This is a genomic window from Actinosynnema sp. NPDC091369, from assembly GCF_044757065.1.
Lineage (GTDB): Bacteria > Actinomycetota > Actinomycetes > Mycobacteriales > Pseudonocardiaceae > Actinosynnema.
This window is the reverse complement of the sequence record NZ_JBIVUG010000001.1, coordinates 1,276,776-1,293,632: the sequence shown is the minus strand read 5'-3', so window position 1 is coordinate 1,293,632 and position 16,857 is coordinate 1,276,776. Positions and strand designations below refer to the sequence as shown.

Annotated in this window: 21 protein-coding genes and 1 pseudogene; 4 read left to right on the top strand and 18 right to left on the bottom strand. The window is 72.7% G+C overall.

Features of this window, described 5'->3' with window-relative positions:
• Positions 1–21: 21 nt before the first annotated feature.
• Entirely contained in the window at positions 22–459 is a 438-nt protein-coding gene (locus ACIQMJ_RS06400; RefSeq protein ID WP_499759906.1) for a hypothetical protein, read from the top strand.
• A gap of 125 nt (positions 460–584) precedes the next feature.
• Here ACIQMJ_RS06400 and purB read toward each other — a convergent pair whose 3' ends face one another.
• The 7 genes from purB to ACIQMJ_RS06365 form a co-directional block, all read right to left on the bottom strand.
• A complete protein-coding gene (gene purB, locus ACIQMJ_RS06395; protein WP_499759905.1) occupies positions 585–2,018 on the bottom strand; it encodes an adenylosuccinate lyase in 1,434 nt (477 codons plus the stop codon).
• Positions 2,019–2,065: 47 nt separating this feature from the next.
• A complete protein-coding gene (locus ACIQMJ_RS06390; protein ID WP_499759904.1) occupies positions 2,066–2,845 on the bottom strand; it encodes a hypothetical protein in 780 nt (259 codons plus the stop codon).
• Complete coding sequence (locus ACIQMJ_RS06385) at positions 2,842–3,372, bottom strand: RNA polymerase sigma factor (protein WP_499759903.1); 531 nt, start codon at positions 3,370–3,372, stop codon at positions 2,842–2,844. The genes ACIQMJ_RS06390 and ACIQMJ_RS06385 overlap by 4 nt, the downstream gene beginning before the upstream one ends.
• A 48-nt stretch (positions 3,373–3,420) precedes the next feature.
• Positions 3,421–4,005, bottom strand: a complete 585-nt coding sequence (locus tag ACIQMJ_RS06380; RefSeq protein ID WP_499759902.1) for a TetR/AcrR family transcriptional regulator — start codon at positions 4,003–4,005, stop codon at positions 3,421–3,423.
• Between the two features lie 13 nt (positions 4,006–4,018).
• Positions 4,019–4,342 (bottom strand): DMT family transporter, encoded by a 324-nt coding sequence (locus tag ACIQMJ_RS06375; RefSeq protein ID WP_121000540.1) that lies wholly within the window; start codon positions 4,340–4,342, stop codon positions 4,019–4,021.
• A gap of 85 nt (positions 4,343–4,427) precedes the next feature.
• Entirely contained in the window at positions 4,428–5,174 is a 747-nt protein-coding gene (locus ACIQMJ_RS06370; RefSeq protein ID WP_499759901.1) for a hypothetical protein, read from the bottom strand.
• 17 nt (positions 5,175–5,191) lie between these two features.
• The gene (locus ACIQMJ_RS06365; RefSeq protein ID WP_141980029.1) at positions 5,192–5,710 is read right to left on the bottom strand and encodes a SigE family RNA polymerase sigma factor; all 519 of its coding nucleotides are present in this window, start codon (positions 5,708–5,710) and stop codon (positions 5,192–5,194) included.
• Positions 5,711–5,862: 152 nt separating this feature from the next.
• On the opposite strand from ACIQMJ_RS06365, the gene ACIQMJ_RS06360 reads away from it, so the two are divergent.
• Positions 5,863–6,882: a threonine aldolase family protein gene (locus tag ACIQMJ_RS06360; RefSeq protein WP_499759900.1), complete on the top strand. Its 1,020-nt coding sequence runs from the start codon at positions 5,863–5,865 to the stop codon at positions 6,880–6,882.
• Between the two features lies 1 nt (position 6,883).
• Positions 6,884–7,465 (top strand): HAD family hydrolase, encoded by a 582-nt coding sequence (locus ACIQMJ_RS06355; protein WP_499759899.1) that lies wholly within the window; start codon positions 6,884–6,886, stop codon positions 7,463–7,465.
• Positions 7,466–7,523: 58 nt separating this feature from the next.
• Here the strand turns inward: ACIQMJ_RS06355 and ACIQMJ_RS06350 are convergent, their stop codons facing one another.
• The 3 genes from ACIQMJ_RS06350 to ACIQMJ_RS06340 all read right to left on the bottom strand — a co-directional run bounded on the left by ACIQMJ_RS06350 (position 7,524) and on the right by ACIQMJ_RS06340 (position 9,729).
• Positions 7,524–8,273, bottom strand: coding sequence for a potassium channel family protein (locus ACIQMJ_RS06350; protein WP_499759898.1), 750 nt, complete (start codon positions 8,271–8,273; stop codon positions 7,524–7,526).
• Positions 8,274–8,333: 60 nt separating this feature from the next.
• The gene (locus tag ACIQMJ_RS06345) at positions 8,334–8,507 is read right to left on the bottom strand and encodes a hypothetical protein (RefSeq protein WP_170232135.1); all 174 of its coding nucleotides are present in this window, start codon (positions 8,505–8,507) and stop codon (positions 8,334–8,336) included.
• Positions 8,508–8,574: 67 nt separating this feature from the next.
• Positions 8,575–9,729 carry a pyridoxal phosphate-dependent aminotransferase gene (locus ACIQMJ_RS06340; protein WP_499759897.1) on the bottom strand — a complete coding sequence of 385 codons (1,155 nt, stop codon included), beginning with the start codon at positions 9,727–9,729 and terminating at the stop codon, positions 8,575–8,577.
• Between the two features lie 258 nt (positions 9,730–9,987).
• Here ACIQMJ_RS06340 and ACIQMJ_RS06335 point away from each other — a divergent pair.
• Positions 9,988–10,035, top strand: a pseudogene (locus ACIQMJ_RS06335) (hypothetical protein); the annotation flags it as partial.
• Between the two features lie 165 nt (positions 10,036–10,200).
• Here the strand turns inward: ACIQMJ_RS06335 and ACIQMJ_RS06330 are convergent.
• The 8 genes from ACIQMJ_RS06330 to purD all read right to left on the bottom strand — a co-directional run bounded on the left by ACIQMJ_RS06330 (position 10,201) and on the right by purD (position 16,846).
• A complete protein-coding gene (locus ACIQMJ_RS06330) occupies positions 10,201–11,358 on the bottom strand; it encodes a transglycosylase SLT domain-containing protein (protein WP_499759896.1) in 1,158 nt (385 codons plus the stop codon).
• A 4-nt stretch (positions 11,359–11,362) separates the two neighbouring features.
• Positions 11,363–11,668, bottom strand: coding sequence for a hypothetical protein (locus ACIQMJ_RS06325; RefSeq protein WP_499759895.1), 306 nt, complete (start codon positions 11,666–11,668; stop codon positions 11,363–11,365).
• Between the two features lie 38 nt (positions 11,669–11,706).
• On the bottom strand, positions 11,707–12,237 hold the full coding sequence (locus ACIQMJ_RS06320; protein ID WP_499759894.1) for an ESX secretion-associated protein EspG: 531 nt from the start codon (positions 12,235–12,237) through the stop codon (positions 11,707–11,709).
• A gap of 105 nt (positions 12,238–12,342) precedes the next feature.
• Complete coding sequence (locus ACIQMJ_RS06315) at positions 12,343–13,110, bottom strand: ESX secretion-associated protein EspG (protein ID WP_499759893.1); 768 nt, start codon at positions 13,108–13,110, stop codon at positions 12,343–12,345.
• Position 13,111: 1 nt separating this feature from the next.
• On the bottom strand, positions 13,112–14,383 hold the full coding sequence (locus ACIQMJ_RS06310) for a PPE domain-containing protein (RefSeq protein ID WP_499759892.1): 1,272 nt from the start codon (positions 14,381–14,383) through the stop codon (positions 13,112–13,114).
• 10 nt (positions 14,384–14,393) lie between these two features.
• Positions 14,394–14,969, bottom strand: a complete 576-nt coding sequence (locus ACIQMJ_RS06305) for a DUF3558 domain-containing protein (RefSeq protein WP_499759891.1) — start codon at positions 14,967–14,969, stop codon at positions 14,394–14,396.
• 16 nt (positions 14,970–14,985) lie between these two features.
• Positions 14,986–15,438: a hypothetical protein gene (locus ACIQMJ_RS06300; RefSeq protein WP_499759890.1), complete on the bottom strand. Its 453-nt coding sequence runs from the start codon at positions 15,436–15,438 to the stop codon at positions 14,986–14,988.
• 151 nt (positions 15,439–15,589) lie between these two features.
• Positions 15,590–16,846: a phosphoribosylamine--glycine ligase gene (purD, locus tag ACIQMJ_RS06295; protein ID WP_499759889.1), complete on the bottom strand. Its 1,257-nt coding sequence runs from the start codon at positions 16,844–16,846 to the stop codon at positions 15,590–15,592.
• Positions 16,847–16,857 lie beyond the last annotated feature (11 nt).

Below are 16,857 nucleotides of genomic sequence, written 5' to 3'. Positions count from 1 at the left end.
GTGAGCCCTACTCTGCTGGGCGTGGTCCATCGGAAGCCATTCGCAGCACCGGTCGCGGCGAGCGGCGGGTTGCTCCTGCTCCTGCTCACGGGCGCCTGCGCGAAGCCGTCGGCGAGCCCGGAGCCGGTGGTGCTCCCGACGACGTCCAGCTCGGCGCCCGTGACCTCGATCCCGGCGGTGGCCGAGATCTCGGTGCGCCCGGCGACGACCACCACCACGCCGCCACCGCCGCCGACGGTCGCCGGGACCACCGAACCGCCCCCGCCACCGCCTCCGCCGCAGGTCCAGCCGCAGCCCCAACCGCCGGCCGAGCCGACGACGACACCTCCCCGGTTCGACGAGGTGGCCCTGGAGGGCTTCCCGTGCGAGGAGGAGGGCGCGACGGCGGTCGACCCGGCGGGCCGCAAGCTGGTGTGCGAGCAGACCCGCCGGGGCCGCCTGGTCTGGGACCGGGTTTGACGGCCGCTGCTCCGCAGACGGCGGCTCGGTCGCCGGGAAGTCGATCGTTCACGCCCTGATTCCCGACGCTCGAAAAGCGTGATCGCCGGGAATGAGGCCGCGAACGATCGACGCGACCTCGCGAGCTACAGGATGGGTTCGGGCACGTAGCCGGCCGCGGTCGGGTACCGCTCCAGCACGTCCTCGACCTGCCGCACCACGTCCGCGACCTGCTGCTCGGCCACGCCGGTGAACGACAGCCGGTCGGCCAGCAGGGCGTCCAGGGCGGCCCGGTCCAGCGGCAGGCGGTCGTCGGCGGCCAGGCGGTCGAGCAGGTCGTTGCCGGCCAGGCCCTCCTCGCGCATGGCCAGCGCCACGGCGACCGAGTGCTCCTTGATCGCCTCGTGCGCCGCCTCCCGGCCGACGCCCGCGCGGACCGCCGCCATCAGCACCTTCGTCGTCGCCAGGAACGGCAGGTAGCGGTCCAGCTCGCGGGCCACGACGGCCGGGTACGCGCCGAACTCGTCCAGCACCGTGATGAACGTCTCCAGCAGCCCGTCGAACGCGAAGAACGCGTCCGGCAGCGCGACCCGCCGCACCACCGAGCACGACACGTCGCCCTCGTTCCACTGGTCGCCCGACAGCTCGCCGACCATGGACAGGTAGCCGCGCAGGATGACCGCGAAGCCGTTGACCCGCTCGCACGACCGGGTGTTCATCTTGTGCGGCATCGCGCTGGAGCCGACCTGGCCCGCCTTGAAGCCCTCGGTGACCAGCTCGTGGCCCGCCATCAGCCGGATCGTCTTGGCCAGCGACGACGGACCCGCCGCCAGCTGCACGAGCGCCGAGACGACGTCGAAGTCCAGCGACCGCGGGTAGACCTGGCCGACGCTGGTCAGCACGCTGGTGAAGCCCAGGTGGCCCGCGACGCGGCGCTCCAGCTCGACCAGCCGGTCCCGGTCGCCGCCGAGCAGGTCGAGCATGTCCTGCGCGGTGCCGACCGGGCCCTTCACCCCGCGCAGCGGGTAGCGGGCGATCAGCTCGTCCAGCCGGCGGAACGCGACCAGCAGCTCGTCCGCCGCGGTGGCGAACCGCTTGCCCAGCGTGGTGGCCTGCGCGGCGACGTTGTGCGAGCGGCCCGCCATCACCAGGTCGGTGTGCTCGGCGGCACGGCGGGCCAGGCGCGCCAGGACGGCGGCGGTCTTGCCGCGCACGTGCTCCAGCGACCGCAGCACCTGGAGCTGCTCGACGTTCTCGGTGAGGTCGCGCGAGGTCATGCCCTTGTGCACGTGCTCGTGCCCGGCCAGCGCGTTGAACTCCTCGATGCGCGCCTTCACGTCGTGCCGCGTGACGCGCTCGCGCTCGGCGATGGACGCCAGGTCGACCTGCTCGACCACGCGCTCGTAGTCCGCGACGGCCTCGGCGGGCACGTCGATGCCGAGCTCTGCCTGCGCCTTCAGCACGGCGAGCCACAGCCGCCGCTCCAGCACGATCTTGTGCTCGGCGGACCACAGGGTGGCCAGCTCGGTGGAGGCGTAGCGACCGGCGAGGACATTGGCGATGCGGGGCTTGACCGTCACGTGACCAGCATATTTCGCCCGGACGGGGGACCGGACGCCGGGGAGCGTCAGGGCAGGGCCAGGTTCGGGTCGGTGGCCAGCCGCACGAGCTGGTCGACCGTCAGCGCCACCTCCCGCAGCTCCGAGCCCGCACCGGGGTCGTACCCGTAGGCGGTGACCTGGACGACCGAACCGTCCGCGCGCTGGTGCGCCACCGCGCGCGACACCACCACCTTCGTGGCCGGGTCGCCGGTCACCCCGGTCGCGATCCGGGTGCCGTCCCCGCGCGACTGCGGTTCGTCGCACTCGACCTCGTCGCAGAACCGGGCGAGGGGGTCCCGCGCCGACGGCGCGATCAAACGCACCACCACCCCGCTCGGGCCGATCCCGTCGATGAACCGCACGACGGCGCTGAAGTGCACGGGATCGGCGTCGAGCACCTCGTTGACCTGGACGGCCGTCACCTTCGCGCCCGGCACGAGCTCGCCGAACCGCCCGGTCAGGTACCCCGAGAGGAACGACTTGGCGCCGGTCGTGGCCATCGGCGCGGTGGTGGCCGGCCGCACGGTCGTGGACAGCGGTGCGGGGCGGGAGGACGGCGTCGGGGACGCCGCGGTCGTCAGCACCGGCCCGCTCGCCGCGTCGACCGCCGTCCGCTGCTCCAGCACGCCGGGCAGGGCCAGCACGGTGCCGGTGAGCGCGAGCGTCACCAGCGCCACGGCCACCAGGGCGCGCCGCCGCCTGCGCTCGTGCCGGCCGCGCCGGATCAGCTCGTCGGGGTCGAAGTGCAACGGCGGCTCGTCACCGACCGCGGCCCGGAGACCTTCTCGCAGGTCTGCCTCGCTCATGACGCCACCACCGCCCCTCGCTCCAGCTGCTCGACCGCCGCGCGCAGCGCCACGAGACCGCGCGCCGTCTGGCTCTTCACCGTGCCCTCGGTGCACCCCATCGCCACCGCGACCTCGCTGACCGGGAGGTCTTCGAAGTACCGCAGCACCAGCACGGCCCGCTGGCCCGGCGGCACGCGCAGCAGCGCGGCGTGCACCAGGTCGCGGGCCCACAGCTGCTCGCCCGCCCGTTCCGGGTCGGCGGTCGCGTCGGCGACGTCGGGCAGCTCGCCGTCCCGCTGCTCGGCGCGCCGCCACGGCCTGCGCTTCTCGTCCAGCCAGGTGCGCAGCAGCACCTTGCGGGCGTAGGCGGAGGCGTTGTCGCGCCACTCGATGCGGTGCCACGCCTGGTACAGCTTGAGCAGGCTGGCCTGCATCAGGTCCTCGGCCATGTGCCAGTCGCCGCAGAACAGGTACGCGGTGCGCCGCAACGACGCGGCGTGGCTCACCGCGAAGTCGCGGAAGCCCCGCTCCTCGGCCTCGCGCATGCGTTCAAGTCCCCTTCCGCGCCCCCACCCCGTTCCACGCGGCGGGGGTCAGCGGGGTTGCATGGACTTGCGCAGCATCCGGCGGGCGGCGGCCCTCGGGTCCGGGCTGATCTCGATCAGCGCGTTCACCACGGCCCCGTCGACGAGCGCGATCAGCTCCTCCACGCGTTCGCGGCTGACCGGCTGACCGGCCCGGGTGAAGATGTCGAACAGCAGGGAGTGCAGCTCGCCGGACATCCGGCGCATCAGCGGCCGCAGGTAGGGCCGCCTGCCGGTGGCGACGAGGCGTTCGTAGCGCAGCAGCACGGCTTCGGCGTCGCGGTCGCCGGACGGCCCGAGCAGCAGGTCGAGGACCAGCTCGACGAACGCGTCGCCGCCGCACTCGGCCGGGTCCAGCTCGTCCAGCCGGGCCTTGCCGTAGGCCAGCTCGGCGTTGCCGTGGAACTCCAGGGCCGCCGTCACCAGCTCGTCCAGCGAGTCGAAGTAGTACGTGGTGGAGGCCAGCGGCAGGCCCGCGCGCTCGGCGACGGCGCGGTGCCGGATCGCGTCGAAGCCGCCGTCGGCCAACAGGCTCGCGGCGGCTTCGACCAGCGCCTGGCGCCGGCGTTCGCCCTTCGGCGTTGCGGCTGTCATTGCAGGAAAGGTACTAGTGCCCGCCGCCGGCCAGGTTGAGGCCGATGACACCGCTGACGATCAGGCCGAGCGAGACCAGCTTGAGGGTGCTGACGCCGTCGCCGAGCCAGACCATGCCGATCACGGCGGTGAGCGCCGCCCCGATGCCGGTCCACACCGCGTACGCCGGTCCGGCGGGCAGCTGCTTCATCGCCCACGCCAGGCCCGCGAAGCTGATCAGCGCGAACACCGCGAACGCCACCGTCCACCACAGCCTGCTGAAGCCGTCGGACAGCTTCAGCGCGACCGCCCAGCCGGCCTCGAAGAAGCCGGACACGATGAGCACGGCCCACGCCATGACGACCACCTCCCAATCTGGCACAACCGTACCAAATTAGTGGTACGCCAGTACTAGAATGTCGGGTGATCCCGCTCTCCGCGACTCAGGACCGGGTCGCGAGCCGGCGGGCGATCCGGGTCAGCTCACCCGTGAGCGGGGCTCTCGGCGAGCCCTCCCCCGCCTGGCTGAGCACGTACAGCTCCTGCCCACCGGCCGTCGTGGCGCGCGAGTACACCGCCCCGGCGGGCACGAGGCCGGTCGCGCCCGCGGGCACCACCACCGCGATCACGGTGCCGTAGGCGTCACCGTCGTGCACGGCGAAGCTCACCCCCCGCCCTTCACCGAAGCAGGCCGCGGCGGCGTCGTCGGCGTTGGCGACCGGGAGCTCGTCGGCGAGGGCGACGGCGAGCTCCCGGTCCACCTCAACGCACCCGCGTTGGGCGCTGCCGACCGACGTGCGGTCGGCACTCCCCGGTGGATCGTCCCCCTGCGTAGACGAGTCCTCGGGGATGCTCTCGGGCGACATCTCACCGCTGCGGTCCGGTTGCGCGCCCTTCGGCACCATCTCCGGCTCACCGGCGGTGAAAGGTGTGACGTTAGGGGACGGGGTGTCGTGAGCGGAACCCGCCGAGGCCAGTTCGCCGCCGGACGAGGTCCCCAGGAGGTCGGCGCCGACGACCAGGCCACCGAACACGAGCACGACCGCCATGGCGGAGCCGACCGCGATGGCCGACCTGCGCCGCGCGGTCGCCCGCGCCGAGGCCGACCGCACGGCGTCCACGCCGAAGGACGGCGGCGGCGCGTCACGGGCCGCGTCGCGGAACAGCTCGCCCAGCTTCTGCTCGTCCACCTACCTCCTCCTCCCGCTCACGACGCCGGCCGCAAGTCTTCGATCGAGTCGCCCAGCGCCTCGCGCAGGGCCTCCAGACCCCGGGAGGTCTGGCTCTTCACCGTGCCCTCGGAGCACCCCAGCGCCTCGGCCGCCGCCGCCACGTCCAGGCCCTCCAGGAACCTCAGCACGAGCACCGCCCGCTGCCTCGGCGGCACCCGCCGCAACCCCGCGACCAGCGCCTGCCGCGTGGCCACCGAGTCACCGAGCTCGCCGTCGCCCGAAGGCGTCTCCGGGACCTCGTCCACGAAGCGCTCCCTCCGCCACGGCCGCCGTGACTCGTCGATCACCGCGCGCACCAGGGTCCGGCGAACGTAGGCGTCCAGGGCCTGCTTGTCCCGGACCTTGCGCCACCTGCGGTGCAGCGCGACGAACGCGGTCTGCGCGAGGTCGTCCGCCCGGTGCCAGTCACCACAGAGCAGGAACGCCGTTCGGCGCACGGCCTCCCGGCGAGCTGCGAAGTACTCCGCGAACTCCTGCTCGTCGCGCTGATCCACGCGGACTCTCTCCGCTCGTCGTGCTTGCACTTACCGGACGGAACCGGGGGCGGCAACGGTTGCACGCCGGTTCACCGAGACTTGCGTCACCCCCATCGTGGTACCGCCGACGCGACTGGGTCAGGGCTTGCCCGGTGTGATGTGATCCATTCGTGACCCAGCTCTCGCCGCTCGACTTCCGCTCCGACACCGTCACCCAGCCGGACGAGGCCATGAGACTGGCCATGTCCAGGGCCGAGGTCGCCGACGACGTGCTCGACCACGACCCCACCATGCGGCAGCTCGAGGACCGCGTCGCGGAACTGCTGGGCGTGGACGCGGCGCTGTGGGTGCCGTCGGGGTCGATGGGCAACCTGATCGCGCTCACCGTGCACCTGCGGCCCGGCGACCGGTTCCTCGCGCCGCGCGGCGCGCACGTGCTGGACAACGAGCTCGGCACGGCCGCGTGGATCGCGGGCGGGATGCCGCACCCGCTGGACTGCGACGCCGGACCCGGCCGGGCCTCGGCCGACGCGGTGCGCGCGGCGGCCGGGACGTCCGGGCCGTACTACACGCTGCGCACCACGTTGCTGTGCCTGGAGAACACGCACAACGCCGCCGGCGGGGCCGTGACGCAGCCCGACGAGCACGCGCTGCTGGTGTCGGCGGCGCGGGAGACCGGGCTGCGGGTGCACCTGGACGGCGCGCGGCTGTGGAACGCGGCCGTGGCGCTGGGCCTGCCGCCCGCGGCGCTGACGGTCGGCGTCGACACCGTCCAGGTGTGCCTGTCCAAGGGGCTCGGCGCGCCGGTCGGGTCGGTGGTGGCCGGGTCGTCGACGTTCGTCGCCGAAGCGCGGCGGGTGCGCAAGATGCTCGGCGGCGGTGTCCGCCAGGGTGGCGTGCTGGCCGCCGCGGGGCTGGTGGGGCTGGAGCGCATCGACGACCTGGCCCGGGACCACGCGAACGCGCGGGCGCTGGCCCGCGGCCTGGCGGAGCTGGGCTGGCAGGTGGACGAGCCGGAGACCAACATCGTGCTGGCGGGCGTGCCGGACCTGGAGGTGACGTTGACCGGGCTGCGGCACCTGGGCGTGTTCGCCGGGCCGATGGCGGGCAAGGTGCGCTTCGTGCTGCACCGCGACGTGGGCGCGGACGACGTGGCCGAGGCGCTGCGCCGGATCGGGTCGGTGAGCTGAGGTGCGGTGGGTGGTGTTCGACTACGGCGAGGTGATCAGCGAGCCGACCGGGGCGCTGCCGGAGCTGGCCGCGTTGCTCGGGGTGCCGGTCGAGGACTTCTCGCGCGGGTACTGGGCGCTGCGGGAGCCGTACGACACGGGCCAGGCCGACCGGGACTACTGGCGCGCGGTCGGGGCGGCGGTGGACGTGCCGGTGGACGAGGAGCTGGCGCGGCGGTTGACCGAGGTGGACGTGCGCGGGTGGCTGCGGCCGGAGCCCGCGGTGGTGGAGCTGCTGGCGGAGCTGGCGTCGGCGGGCGTGCCGTTGGCGCTGCTGTCCAACGCGCCGGTGTCGTTCGCGCGCACCGCCGAGCGCGAGCCCTGGACCAGGCACTTCCAGCACCTGGTGTTCTCCGGCGACCTCGGCGTGGCCAAACCGGACCCCCGGATCTTCGCCGCGCTGGCGGAGCGGATCGGGGCAGAGCCGGCGGACTGCGTGTTCTTCGACGACCGCCAGGTCAACGTGGACGGCGCCATCGCCGCCGGGCTCCAGGGCGTGCTGTGGCGCGGTCCCGCGCACGCCCGGGAGGTTCTCGCGCCCTGACCCCTGGACCTGCTCCACCGCCCGGGTTCCGGCTGCTCTGGTTCTAGGCGCCCCGGTTCTAGGTGCTCCGGGCTCGCGCGGCGCGCAGTTCCTCGCGGAGTTCGGCCAGCTCCGCCCGCACCAGGCGGAGCTCGGCCGCCGTCGCCTGCTCGGCCTCGGCGACCGAGTCCTCGACCCCGCTGAGCCGTTCGACCAGCCAGGACGCGATCGTGCCGGTGATGACACCCAGCAGCGCGATGCCGCCGATCATCAGCAGCGCGGCGACCAGCCGTCCCTCCCACGTCACGGGGTAGCGGTCGCCGTACCCGACGGTCGAGATCGTGGTGAGCGTCCACCACGCGGCGTCGCCGAACGTGGTGATGGACGCGTCCGGGTGGTTGCGCTCGGCGTCCAGGACGGCCAGCGAAGCGCACAGCCCGACCAGCACGGTGACGCCCGCGGCGTAGACGCCGACGCGTTGCCGGAACCGGCCCGCGAACCGCTTGTTCAGCACCTTGAGCACGGTGATCAGCCGCAGCACGCGCAGTTGGCGCACCATCGGCAGCAGGACCGCGAGCAGGTCGAACAGGTGGGTGACGACGAACCTGCGCTTGTCGACGGCGAGCGCGAAGCGCGCGACGTAGTCCACCGCGAAGATCAGCCAGATGAGCCAGAGGACGACCTCCAGCACGGCGTCCAAGCCGGCGGTCGACCGGTTGTCCAGGATCTGCCAGGCGTAGGCCACCACGAACAGGACGGCCAGGCCCGTCAGCGGCCACTCGCCGCGGCGCTCCCACCGGGCGAGGCGGCGTTCATCGGTCTCGAACACCGACCCATGGTGCGGGCCGGCTCGACGTTTTACCAGCTCGTGAGGACGAACGGGCAGGGATCAGGGCCCCTTGATGCCCTTCGGGCGCTTGGAGCTCTTGATGGCGCCGTACGCGGCCGTGCCGAGGAACAGCACGCCACCGATCACCGCGAGCCAGAAGACGCCCTTGATCACGGCGCCGAGCACGGTGATCACGAGCCAGGCCGCGAGCAGCCACAGGATTATCCGGACCATGTCACCCGAACGACTGGCGCACTCGATCAGTTCCCCACAGCGCCCTCGATCGGGAGTACAACTGTCATCATGATGACGACAACCAAGCGCCCAGTCGCCGCAGCGCCTCTTCGATGTCGTGGCCGGCCCCCGCGAAGGACATCCGGATGAACTCGTGCCCGCGCACGGGGTCGAAGTCGATGCCCGGCACGATCGCGACGCCCGTGTCGTCCAGGAGTCGGCAGCAGAAGTCCATCGAGTCGTCGGTGAGGTGGGAGACGTCGGCGTAGGCGTAGAAGGCGCCGTCGGCGGGCGCCACCTTGTCGATGCCGAGGTCGGCCAGGCCCTTGAGCAGCACGTCCCGGTTGAGGCGGTACCCCTCGACCAGGCGCTCGGTCTGCGCGTACGACTCGGGCTCGAACGCGGCGACGGCCGCGTGCTGGGCCAGCGCGGGCGGGCAGAGCGTGAAGTTCCCCGTCAACCGGTCCACCGCCCGGCGCAGGTCGGGCGGCAGCAGCATCCACCCCAGCCGCCAGCCGGTCATGGCGAACGCCTTGGAGAAGGAGTTGACCACGATGGCGTCGCGGGAGGTCTGCCAGGCGCACGCGAGCGGCGTGCCGTAGCTGATGCCGTGGTAGATCTCGTCGCTGACCAGCCGCACGTCGTGCTCGGCGCACCAGCCGGCCAGGGCGGCCAGCTCGTCCGGCGCCAGCACGGTGCCGGTCGGGTTCGCCGGGCTGGCCACCACGAGTCCGTCGAGCGGCCCGGCGTCGTCCAGCATCGCCACCGTGGGCTGGAACCGCGTTTCGGGCCCGCAAGCCAGCTCGACCACCTCGCAGCCCAGCGCGGTGAGGATGTTGCGGTAGGCGGGGTAGCCGGGCCGGGCCAGCGCGACGCGGGCACCCGCCTCGAACGAGGCCAGGAACGCCAGCAGGAACCCGCCCGACGACCCGGTCGTCACCACGACGTCGTCCGCCGAGACCGCCAGCCCGTACTGCCGGTCGTAGTGCCCCGCCAGGGCCTCCCGCAGCTCCACGATGCCGAACTGCTCGGTGTAGCCCAACGTCTGCTCGCGCAGGGCCCGGTGCGCGGCCTCCAGCACGGGTGTGGGCGCGGGGCTGGACGGCTGGCCCGCCGCCAACGACACGACGTCACCCACGACCCGCTGCCGCCGCGCCGCGGCGGACAGCACCTCCATGACGTGGAAGGGAGGCACATCGGCACGACTGGCAACACCTGGCATGCGGGCCAGGTTAATCGACCGACCCGGAAGATCCGCAGGTCACCACTACTGTCGTCGGCATGCACCGGAGCCGCGTGTACGCGTTGCTGATCGACACGCCGGAAGCCGAAGCCGACCGGGCCGCGGCGTTCTGGGCGGCGGCCCTCGGCGCGACCGCGCGCCCGGTGCCGGGCGAGGAGCAGTTCACCTCCCTGCACGGCGCGCTGCCGGGCCTCGTCGCCTCGGTGCAGTCGGTGGACGACGCCCCCCCGCTTCCACCTGGACATCGAGACCGACGACGTCGAGGCGGAGACCGCCCGCCTGCTGGCCCTGGGCGCGACCGAGGTGTCGCGGTGGCTGGAGTGCCGCGTCCTGCGCGCGCCGGCGGCCACCTGCTGTGCGTGCTCCCGGTGCACAGCTCCGCCGAGCTGTTCGCCGCCGAGGCCAACACCTGGCCCTGACGCGCGGGACCGATCAGCCACCGCCCGGCCGTCAGTAGCCCTGGTAGCCGCCTCCGCCCGCCATCGACTTCAGGCCCGGGTGCCCGTCGAACCCGCCGTAGCGCGAGAACGTGTAGCGGACGCCGGCGATGATGTTGTCGACCGGGTTCCAGATGTCGTCGTGCCCGGGCAGCTTGTGCGCCTGGAACGTCGGGTCGATGCACTGCATCAGCCCCTTCGACGGCGTGCCCTTGGCTGCGTTCGAGTCCCAGTCGTTGAGGGCGTGCGGGTTCCCGCCGGACTCCTTCTCGATGATCGTCCAGATCTCGTCGATGTTGTCCTCGGTCACCGGGATGCCGTTGGCCTGGAGGATCTTGATGGCCTCGCGGATCCATTCCTCCACGTTCCCGGGTGGCGGGCCGCTGGACGGCGGGCCACCGCTGGGCCCGAGTCCACCCATGCCGCCACCGCCACCGCCTCCCCCGCCGGAGCCGGAGCCGGAGCCCTGGGAGCCCCCGCCGGACCCGTGCGACTGGCCGGCGGGCTGCGACGGCGTGGACGACGGCGTGGTCCGGTCGTCCGACGGCGGTGGCTCCGGCGTGGGGGTCCACTCGATCGCCTTGCCCGGCGCGGGCGTGAACGGCTGCGTGTCGGGGTCCGCCATCGTGGAGAACGCGGGCGTGATCGCACCCGCACGGCCCTTCAACGCGCCGAGCGCCGCGCTCAACGCCTGCTCGGCCTGGTCGATCACCGGCTGGGCGTCACCCGCCGCTTCCCGGCACAGGCCCCGGATGGCGGAGTCGACGTCCTCCTGCGGCATGCCGTGCGCCTGCCGGCGCAGCCGGCGCACCCGGCTGAGCAGGTTCTCGCAAATGCGCTCGACCGAAGACTTCGCCGATTCCAACGCCGCCGCGGCGGACTCCAGATCACCGGCCGCCGCGGTCAACGCGTCGGTCAGCGCATTCCCGCTCTTGGTGAATCCCTCCATGTACGCGACGAATCCGTCGGCCGATCCGCCCTGCCACGCGTCGTCCAGCCGCGTGACCGACTGCCGGACCGCGGCACCGCTTTCCACCGCCTTCACGGCGGCCTGCTTCCACCGGTCCGCGATCTGCTTCACGGCGTCCGGCCGGGCCGTGTCGACCTTGGCCGCGAGCTGCGCCAACGCCTGCCCGCCGGGCAGCGCCGCGACCTCGTCCGAGGCTCCCATCAGCTCACACCGCCCGGAAGGAGCCCGCGTTGGCGGCCTCCACGTCGACCACGGACTGCTGCACGGCGTCGATCGCGCGCTCCACCTTCCCCAGCACGGACTCGGCCGCGGCGAACTCCGCACCCGCCTTCCGGTCGAGTTCGGACGCCGCCGCGGAAAGCCCGCCCGAACTCGCCAGTGTGCCGAAGATGTCCGGTTCGGCGTAATGGCCGGAAAAGCCGTCACCCACTGCGCCGAATTGTCCCGCTTGCGTGCTCACCGTGCTCCGGCACTGCTCCATCGCCTCGGCGTTGAACTTCGCTACCGCCATTCCCCGACTGTAGGGCGGAACCGGAGACCGCCGGGGCGTTATCCGGTGAATTCGTCCAACAGGGCGGTGATCCTCTTCCGCAGCAGGTCCGGCTCGGTCGGCCCGTGGAAGTCGACCACGTCCGCCGCCCGCTGTCGTCGCCCGCTCCGATCGATGGCCGCCGCGCCGAACTGGCCGCGCAGGTCCGGCCCGCCGACCAGGCCGTCGGGGAGTCGCGGCAGCAACCCGACCAGCGCGGTGGCGAGGTCGACGTCGACCTCCCGCACGGTGAGCAGGTCGCGGGTCAGCACGGCCAGCACCGAGCTGGGGCCGGTGGACGCGGCCAGTGCCCGCACCGCGGCTCTGCCGATGCCCAGCCGCAGGTCCGCCGACCGGGGCGGGTTGGCGATCAGCTTGAACGCCGCGCCGAGCCACGGGTCGAGTTCGCCGCCGCGGGCCAGTCCCTGGGCGGTGAGGTGGCTCCACGGCGCGGGTTCGTCCGGCACGTGCAGCACGATCGGCATGGCGCCGAGGTCGAGGTGTTCCCAGGCGGTGCGGAACGCGGTGGCGCTGAGCGTCGCAGTGGTCACCAGACGTCACTCCCGAATGACGGCGGGCATTGCTCCGGCCCCCCAGGCCCGCACCGGAACTGACGCCGGTGAGGACGATCGGGTTCCGTTTCGCCGCGCGGGAACTCAGACCTCTTGCACCAGCTCCCACACGCACCCGGCGAGGCGGGCGTTGTCGATCGGGGTGATCGTGCTCCAGTTGCGACCGTCCGAACTGGGCCGCACCTGGTGCAGGTACCGGCCGGACGGCGTGTCGTGCCAGGCGACCACGCGGTTGGCGCGCACGGGCGGCCCGCCGTGCTGGGCGCGTTCGACTCCGAACTGGCCGCGGGTGCTCATCCCGTCGCACATGCCCGCCAGTTCCTGCGCCTCGTGCAGCGGCAGCCCGTGCCGCTCCAGCGCCAGCACCAGCTTCTCCGCGTCCAGCCCGGCCTCGCTGCCGGCCGCGCGCAGCACGTCGTTCGGCAGGCTGATCGACCGGCCGTGCCCGGCGGGCATCTCACCGGCCACCGACACGGCCGACTCGGCCAGCGCGCCGGCCCGCGACTCGATCAGCCACACCTCGTCGCCGTCGACCACGGCGAGGACGGCCTCCTCGCCGGCCGCCGCCGCAAGACCCTTGATCTTGCGGCGGTCCACCCAGATCCACAGGTCGATCGACAGCTGCGGGTTGGCCAGCAGCGCGAACGCGTCGGCCAGCTCGGGCGTCAGCCGCCGGTTGGCCGCCAGCCCGCGCTCGGCGAGCGACGCCCACGCCTGCTCCACGAACCCGGCGCGCTCGGTGTGCGTGATGCCCGGACTCGGCACGTCCAGCGCCACGTTGCGGCGGGTCAGCCGCTCACCCTCCCAGGCGACGTCGAACTCGAGCGTGGACAGGACAACCGTGCCGCTCACTTCACTTCTTCTCGGTCTCGTCGTCGCCGATGACCGACTGCACGACCATCCGCTCGTCACCGAACACGTCGTCGGAGTCGACGCCGTACTTGCGCACGTGCTCGCCGTCCTCCTCGCCCGGACCGCCCTTGGCGCTGGCTGCCGGCTGCAACATCGAACTGCCGGAGCCCGCCTTGCCGCCCGCCGCGCCACGACCGGGCACCCGCTCGTCGGGGTCGATCGCGCCGATCGTCGCGGAGATGCCGGGCTTGCCGGTCAACGTGCCGGGCATCCCGGGCACACCGCCCTTGCCCGCCGGACCACCGCCACCGGTGCCCTTGCCACCGGCCGGCCCCTCGGGCACCTTGCCGGCGCCGGGCATCGCCGGGGCCGGGTTGCGCACGAGCCGCGCACCGCGCGCCTGCGTCGCCGCGAGCCCCAACCCGAGCCCACCGGCCAACCCGAGCCCGAGCCCCAACCCGAAGTTCGACCCACCGGGCTTCACCCCACCCAGCGCCGCCGGCGGCAACACCGTCGACCCACCGGGCGTGGACGGCAACAACCCCGTGGAGCCACCGGGCATGCCGGGCACCTGCGGCGGCACCCCGACCGACCCACCGGGCACCCCGCCCGGCACACCACCGGGAACGCCGCCGGGCACACCACCGGGGATGGAGGGCGCCGGCACCCCGGGCTGCCCGACCGCGGCGACCGGCGTGCTGACGCTGGACGCCGTCGTCACCTCGAACTGCGGCGGCTTGTTCATGCCCTGGTACTGGTTCAACGCGTCCCGACTGGCCTCGGTGTACTGGTCGAGCCCCCGAATGGCCTGCTCCCGCGCCGCCTGGGTCTCCTTGACCTCTTTCGCGTGATCCGTCTCGTGCCCGAAGAACCCGAGGAACTCGTCCCCGACGTTGGTCTCCGTGTCACCGCGCAACTTCTGCGGCTCGGGCATCCCGTTGCGGGTCTGGCTGTACGTCGCCCCCTGCACGGCCGTCGCCTGTGAGTTCTGCCTGGCCGCCTCGTCGGCCTCTGCCGCGTAGTCGGCCATGACGGTGGTCTTCTGCCCGGCCTGCTCACCGGCGGCGCCCTGCCAGTCGATGCCCAGCTTCTTGAGCTCGGCGCGCAGGGTCTCGTCCACCTCGGTCAGGCTGGCGGACAGCTCGCGCAACGCGTGCGACGCGTCGCTGAACTTCTGCGCCGCGTCACCCGACTGGAACTGCTGGACGAGGGTCGCCAACGCCTGGTTGTCGTAACCCTGGAACCGGAAGTCGGTGATGTCTCGATAGCCCATGGCTTCCCCCTCACGCCAACGTCGGCAAGGTGACGAGCGCGAGCTCAGCCGCCTTCTTCGCGTTCTGACACATCTTGTCCTGCGAGAAATCGTCACCGAGCGGGTTGAAGTCCACCAGGAGGTGCTGCCCGTCGGCGACGTCGACCGCGATGGAGCACATCACGTCGTTCGTCCCGGTGAGCACCACCTGAGCGGCCGGGTAACCGCTCACCTCCGTGCGCTCGACGTCGACGTTGCCGCTGCCCTGCCAGTGCTCGATGCCCGCGCTGGTCACCAGACCGATCCCGTATCCGCGCCGAGGGGACCCGATCCCCGTGTAGTCGCAGAGGGGGAACTTCCCGATGCCGCTGAGGTCGTTCTCCTGCGGCTCCGGTTCGGTCACGGCCAGTTCCGTCATCTGGTCCGCGGACAACGCCTTGCACGGGTCCAGCCCGTCGAGCTTGATCTCCTTCGGGCGTGCCGAGCGCGTGGTCGTCGGCGACCCGGACGCACTCGACGTCGACCCGGCACCGGTGGTCGGTCGCGGATCGCCCGGTTCCTCGGCCGTGCAGCCCGCCACGAGGAGACCTGTGGCGAGGGCGAGCACCAAGCCCCCTCGGAACCTACTGCGCACTTTTCGCTCCAAAGGCGGACGTGACCTCGTCCTCCGTGAACCCGTACTGGGCCGCGACGCCACGCAACTGCTCCACGAGGTCGTCGAGGCTGGCGATGTACTGCTCCACGCGGCCGGCGTAGCTGTCCTCGCCGCTGGTCAGCCTGGAGTTCCACGCCGCCGCGATGCTCGTGTTGACCGGGTCCGAACCCGCCGGCAGATCGACCAGCAGGTTGCGCTCGCTGGTCCGCAGCTTCTTCGCCAGCGCATCGGCCTGATCCCGGATGACCTTGCCCGCTTGGAGCACGGTGTCCTTGTTGACCTCGAACTTCTGGCCCGACGCCGGCCTTGCGGCCAGGGTGTCGCTCAGTTGCTTCTCCGCCGCGAACATCGCGCCGACCGCCTTGCCGACGGCTCCCCCAGCCGCGGCGACGGCTCCCAGTAGGCCGGTCTCCGGTTCCACGACGTCCTACCCCCGTACGGTCGGTAACGGTTTGAACCCGGTTCGAGGCTACCAACGACCGCGTGAGCCGGGTCTGAGGTTGGACGAAGAAACCTCCGACTTGGTTCCGCCGAGGCGGTGGTCGGAGGTTCTCGTGGTCGGGCGGTCGGTGCTAGGGGACGGTGATCTCGTCGTTCGCGGCGCGCAGGGCGATGTCCGAGCGGTGGTGGGAGCCGGTCAGGTGGACGCCCGCGATGCGGCGGTAGGCGTCGGCGCGGGCGTCGGACAGGGTGGTGCCCGTGCCGACGACCGACAGGACGCGGCCGCCGGTGGAGACGACGGCGCCGTCTTCGCGGCGGCGGGTGCCCGCGTGCAGGACGCCCTCGGCTTCGGCGCCGCCGATCATGTCACCCGTGCGCGGACGGCCCGGGTAGCCCTCGGCGGCGACCACGACGGTCACCGCGTAGCCCTCGGCCCACTCCAGTGGCGGCACGGAGGCGAGGGCGCCGGTGGCGGCGGCGTGGAACAGGGCCGCGGGCGGGGTGCGGAGCAGGGCCAGCACGGCCTGGGTCTCCGGGTCGCCGAACCGGCAGTTGAACTCGATGACCTGCGGCCCGGTGGAGGTCAGGGCCAGGCCCGCGTACAGCAGGCCGGTGAACGGGGTGTCGCGGCGCGCCAGCTCGTCCACGACCGGCTGGACGCAGGTGGCCACGATCTTGTCCACCAGGTCGGCGGGTGCCCAGGGCAGCGGCGAGTACGCGCCCATGCCGCCGGTGTTCGGGCCGGAGTCGCCGTCGCCGACGCGCTTGAAGTCCTGCGCGGGCAGCAGCGGCACCACGGTGGCGCCGTCCACCAGGCAGAACAGCGACACCTCCGGACCGTCCAGGAACGACTCCAGCAGCACCGGGTGGCCGTGGTCGAGCAACGTCATGGCGTGCGCGCGGGCCACGGCGCGGTCGGTGGTGACGACCACGCCCTTGCCGGCGGCCAGGCCGTCGTCCTTCACGACCCAGGTCGGGCCGAACCGGGTCAGCGCCGAGTCGAGCCGGGCCGGGTTGTCCACGATCTCCGACACGGCGGTCGGGACGCCCGCGGCGGCCATGACGTCCTTCGCGAACGCCTTGGAGCCCTCGATGCGGGCCGCCGCGGCCGACGGGCCGAAGCAGGGGATCCCGATCGCGCGCACGGCGTCCGCCGCACCCGCCACCAGGGGCTGCTCCGGCCCGACCACGACCAGGTCGGCGTTCCACTCCTTGGCCAGCGCCGCGACGGCCCCGCCGTCGGTGACGTCGACCCCGTAGGTCTCCGCCACCCCGGCGATGCCGGCGTTGCCCGGCGCACAGGCCAACGCGATCACCGAAGGGTCCCGCGACAAGGCGAGGACTAGGGCATGTTCACGGGCGCCAGACCCGATGACCAGGACACGCACGGTGCGGAAGC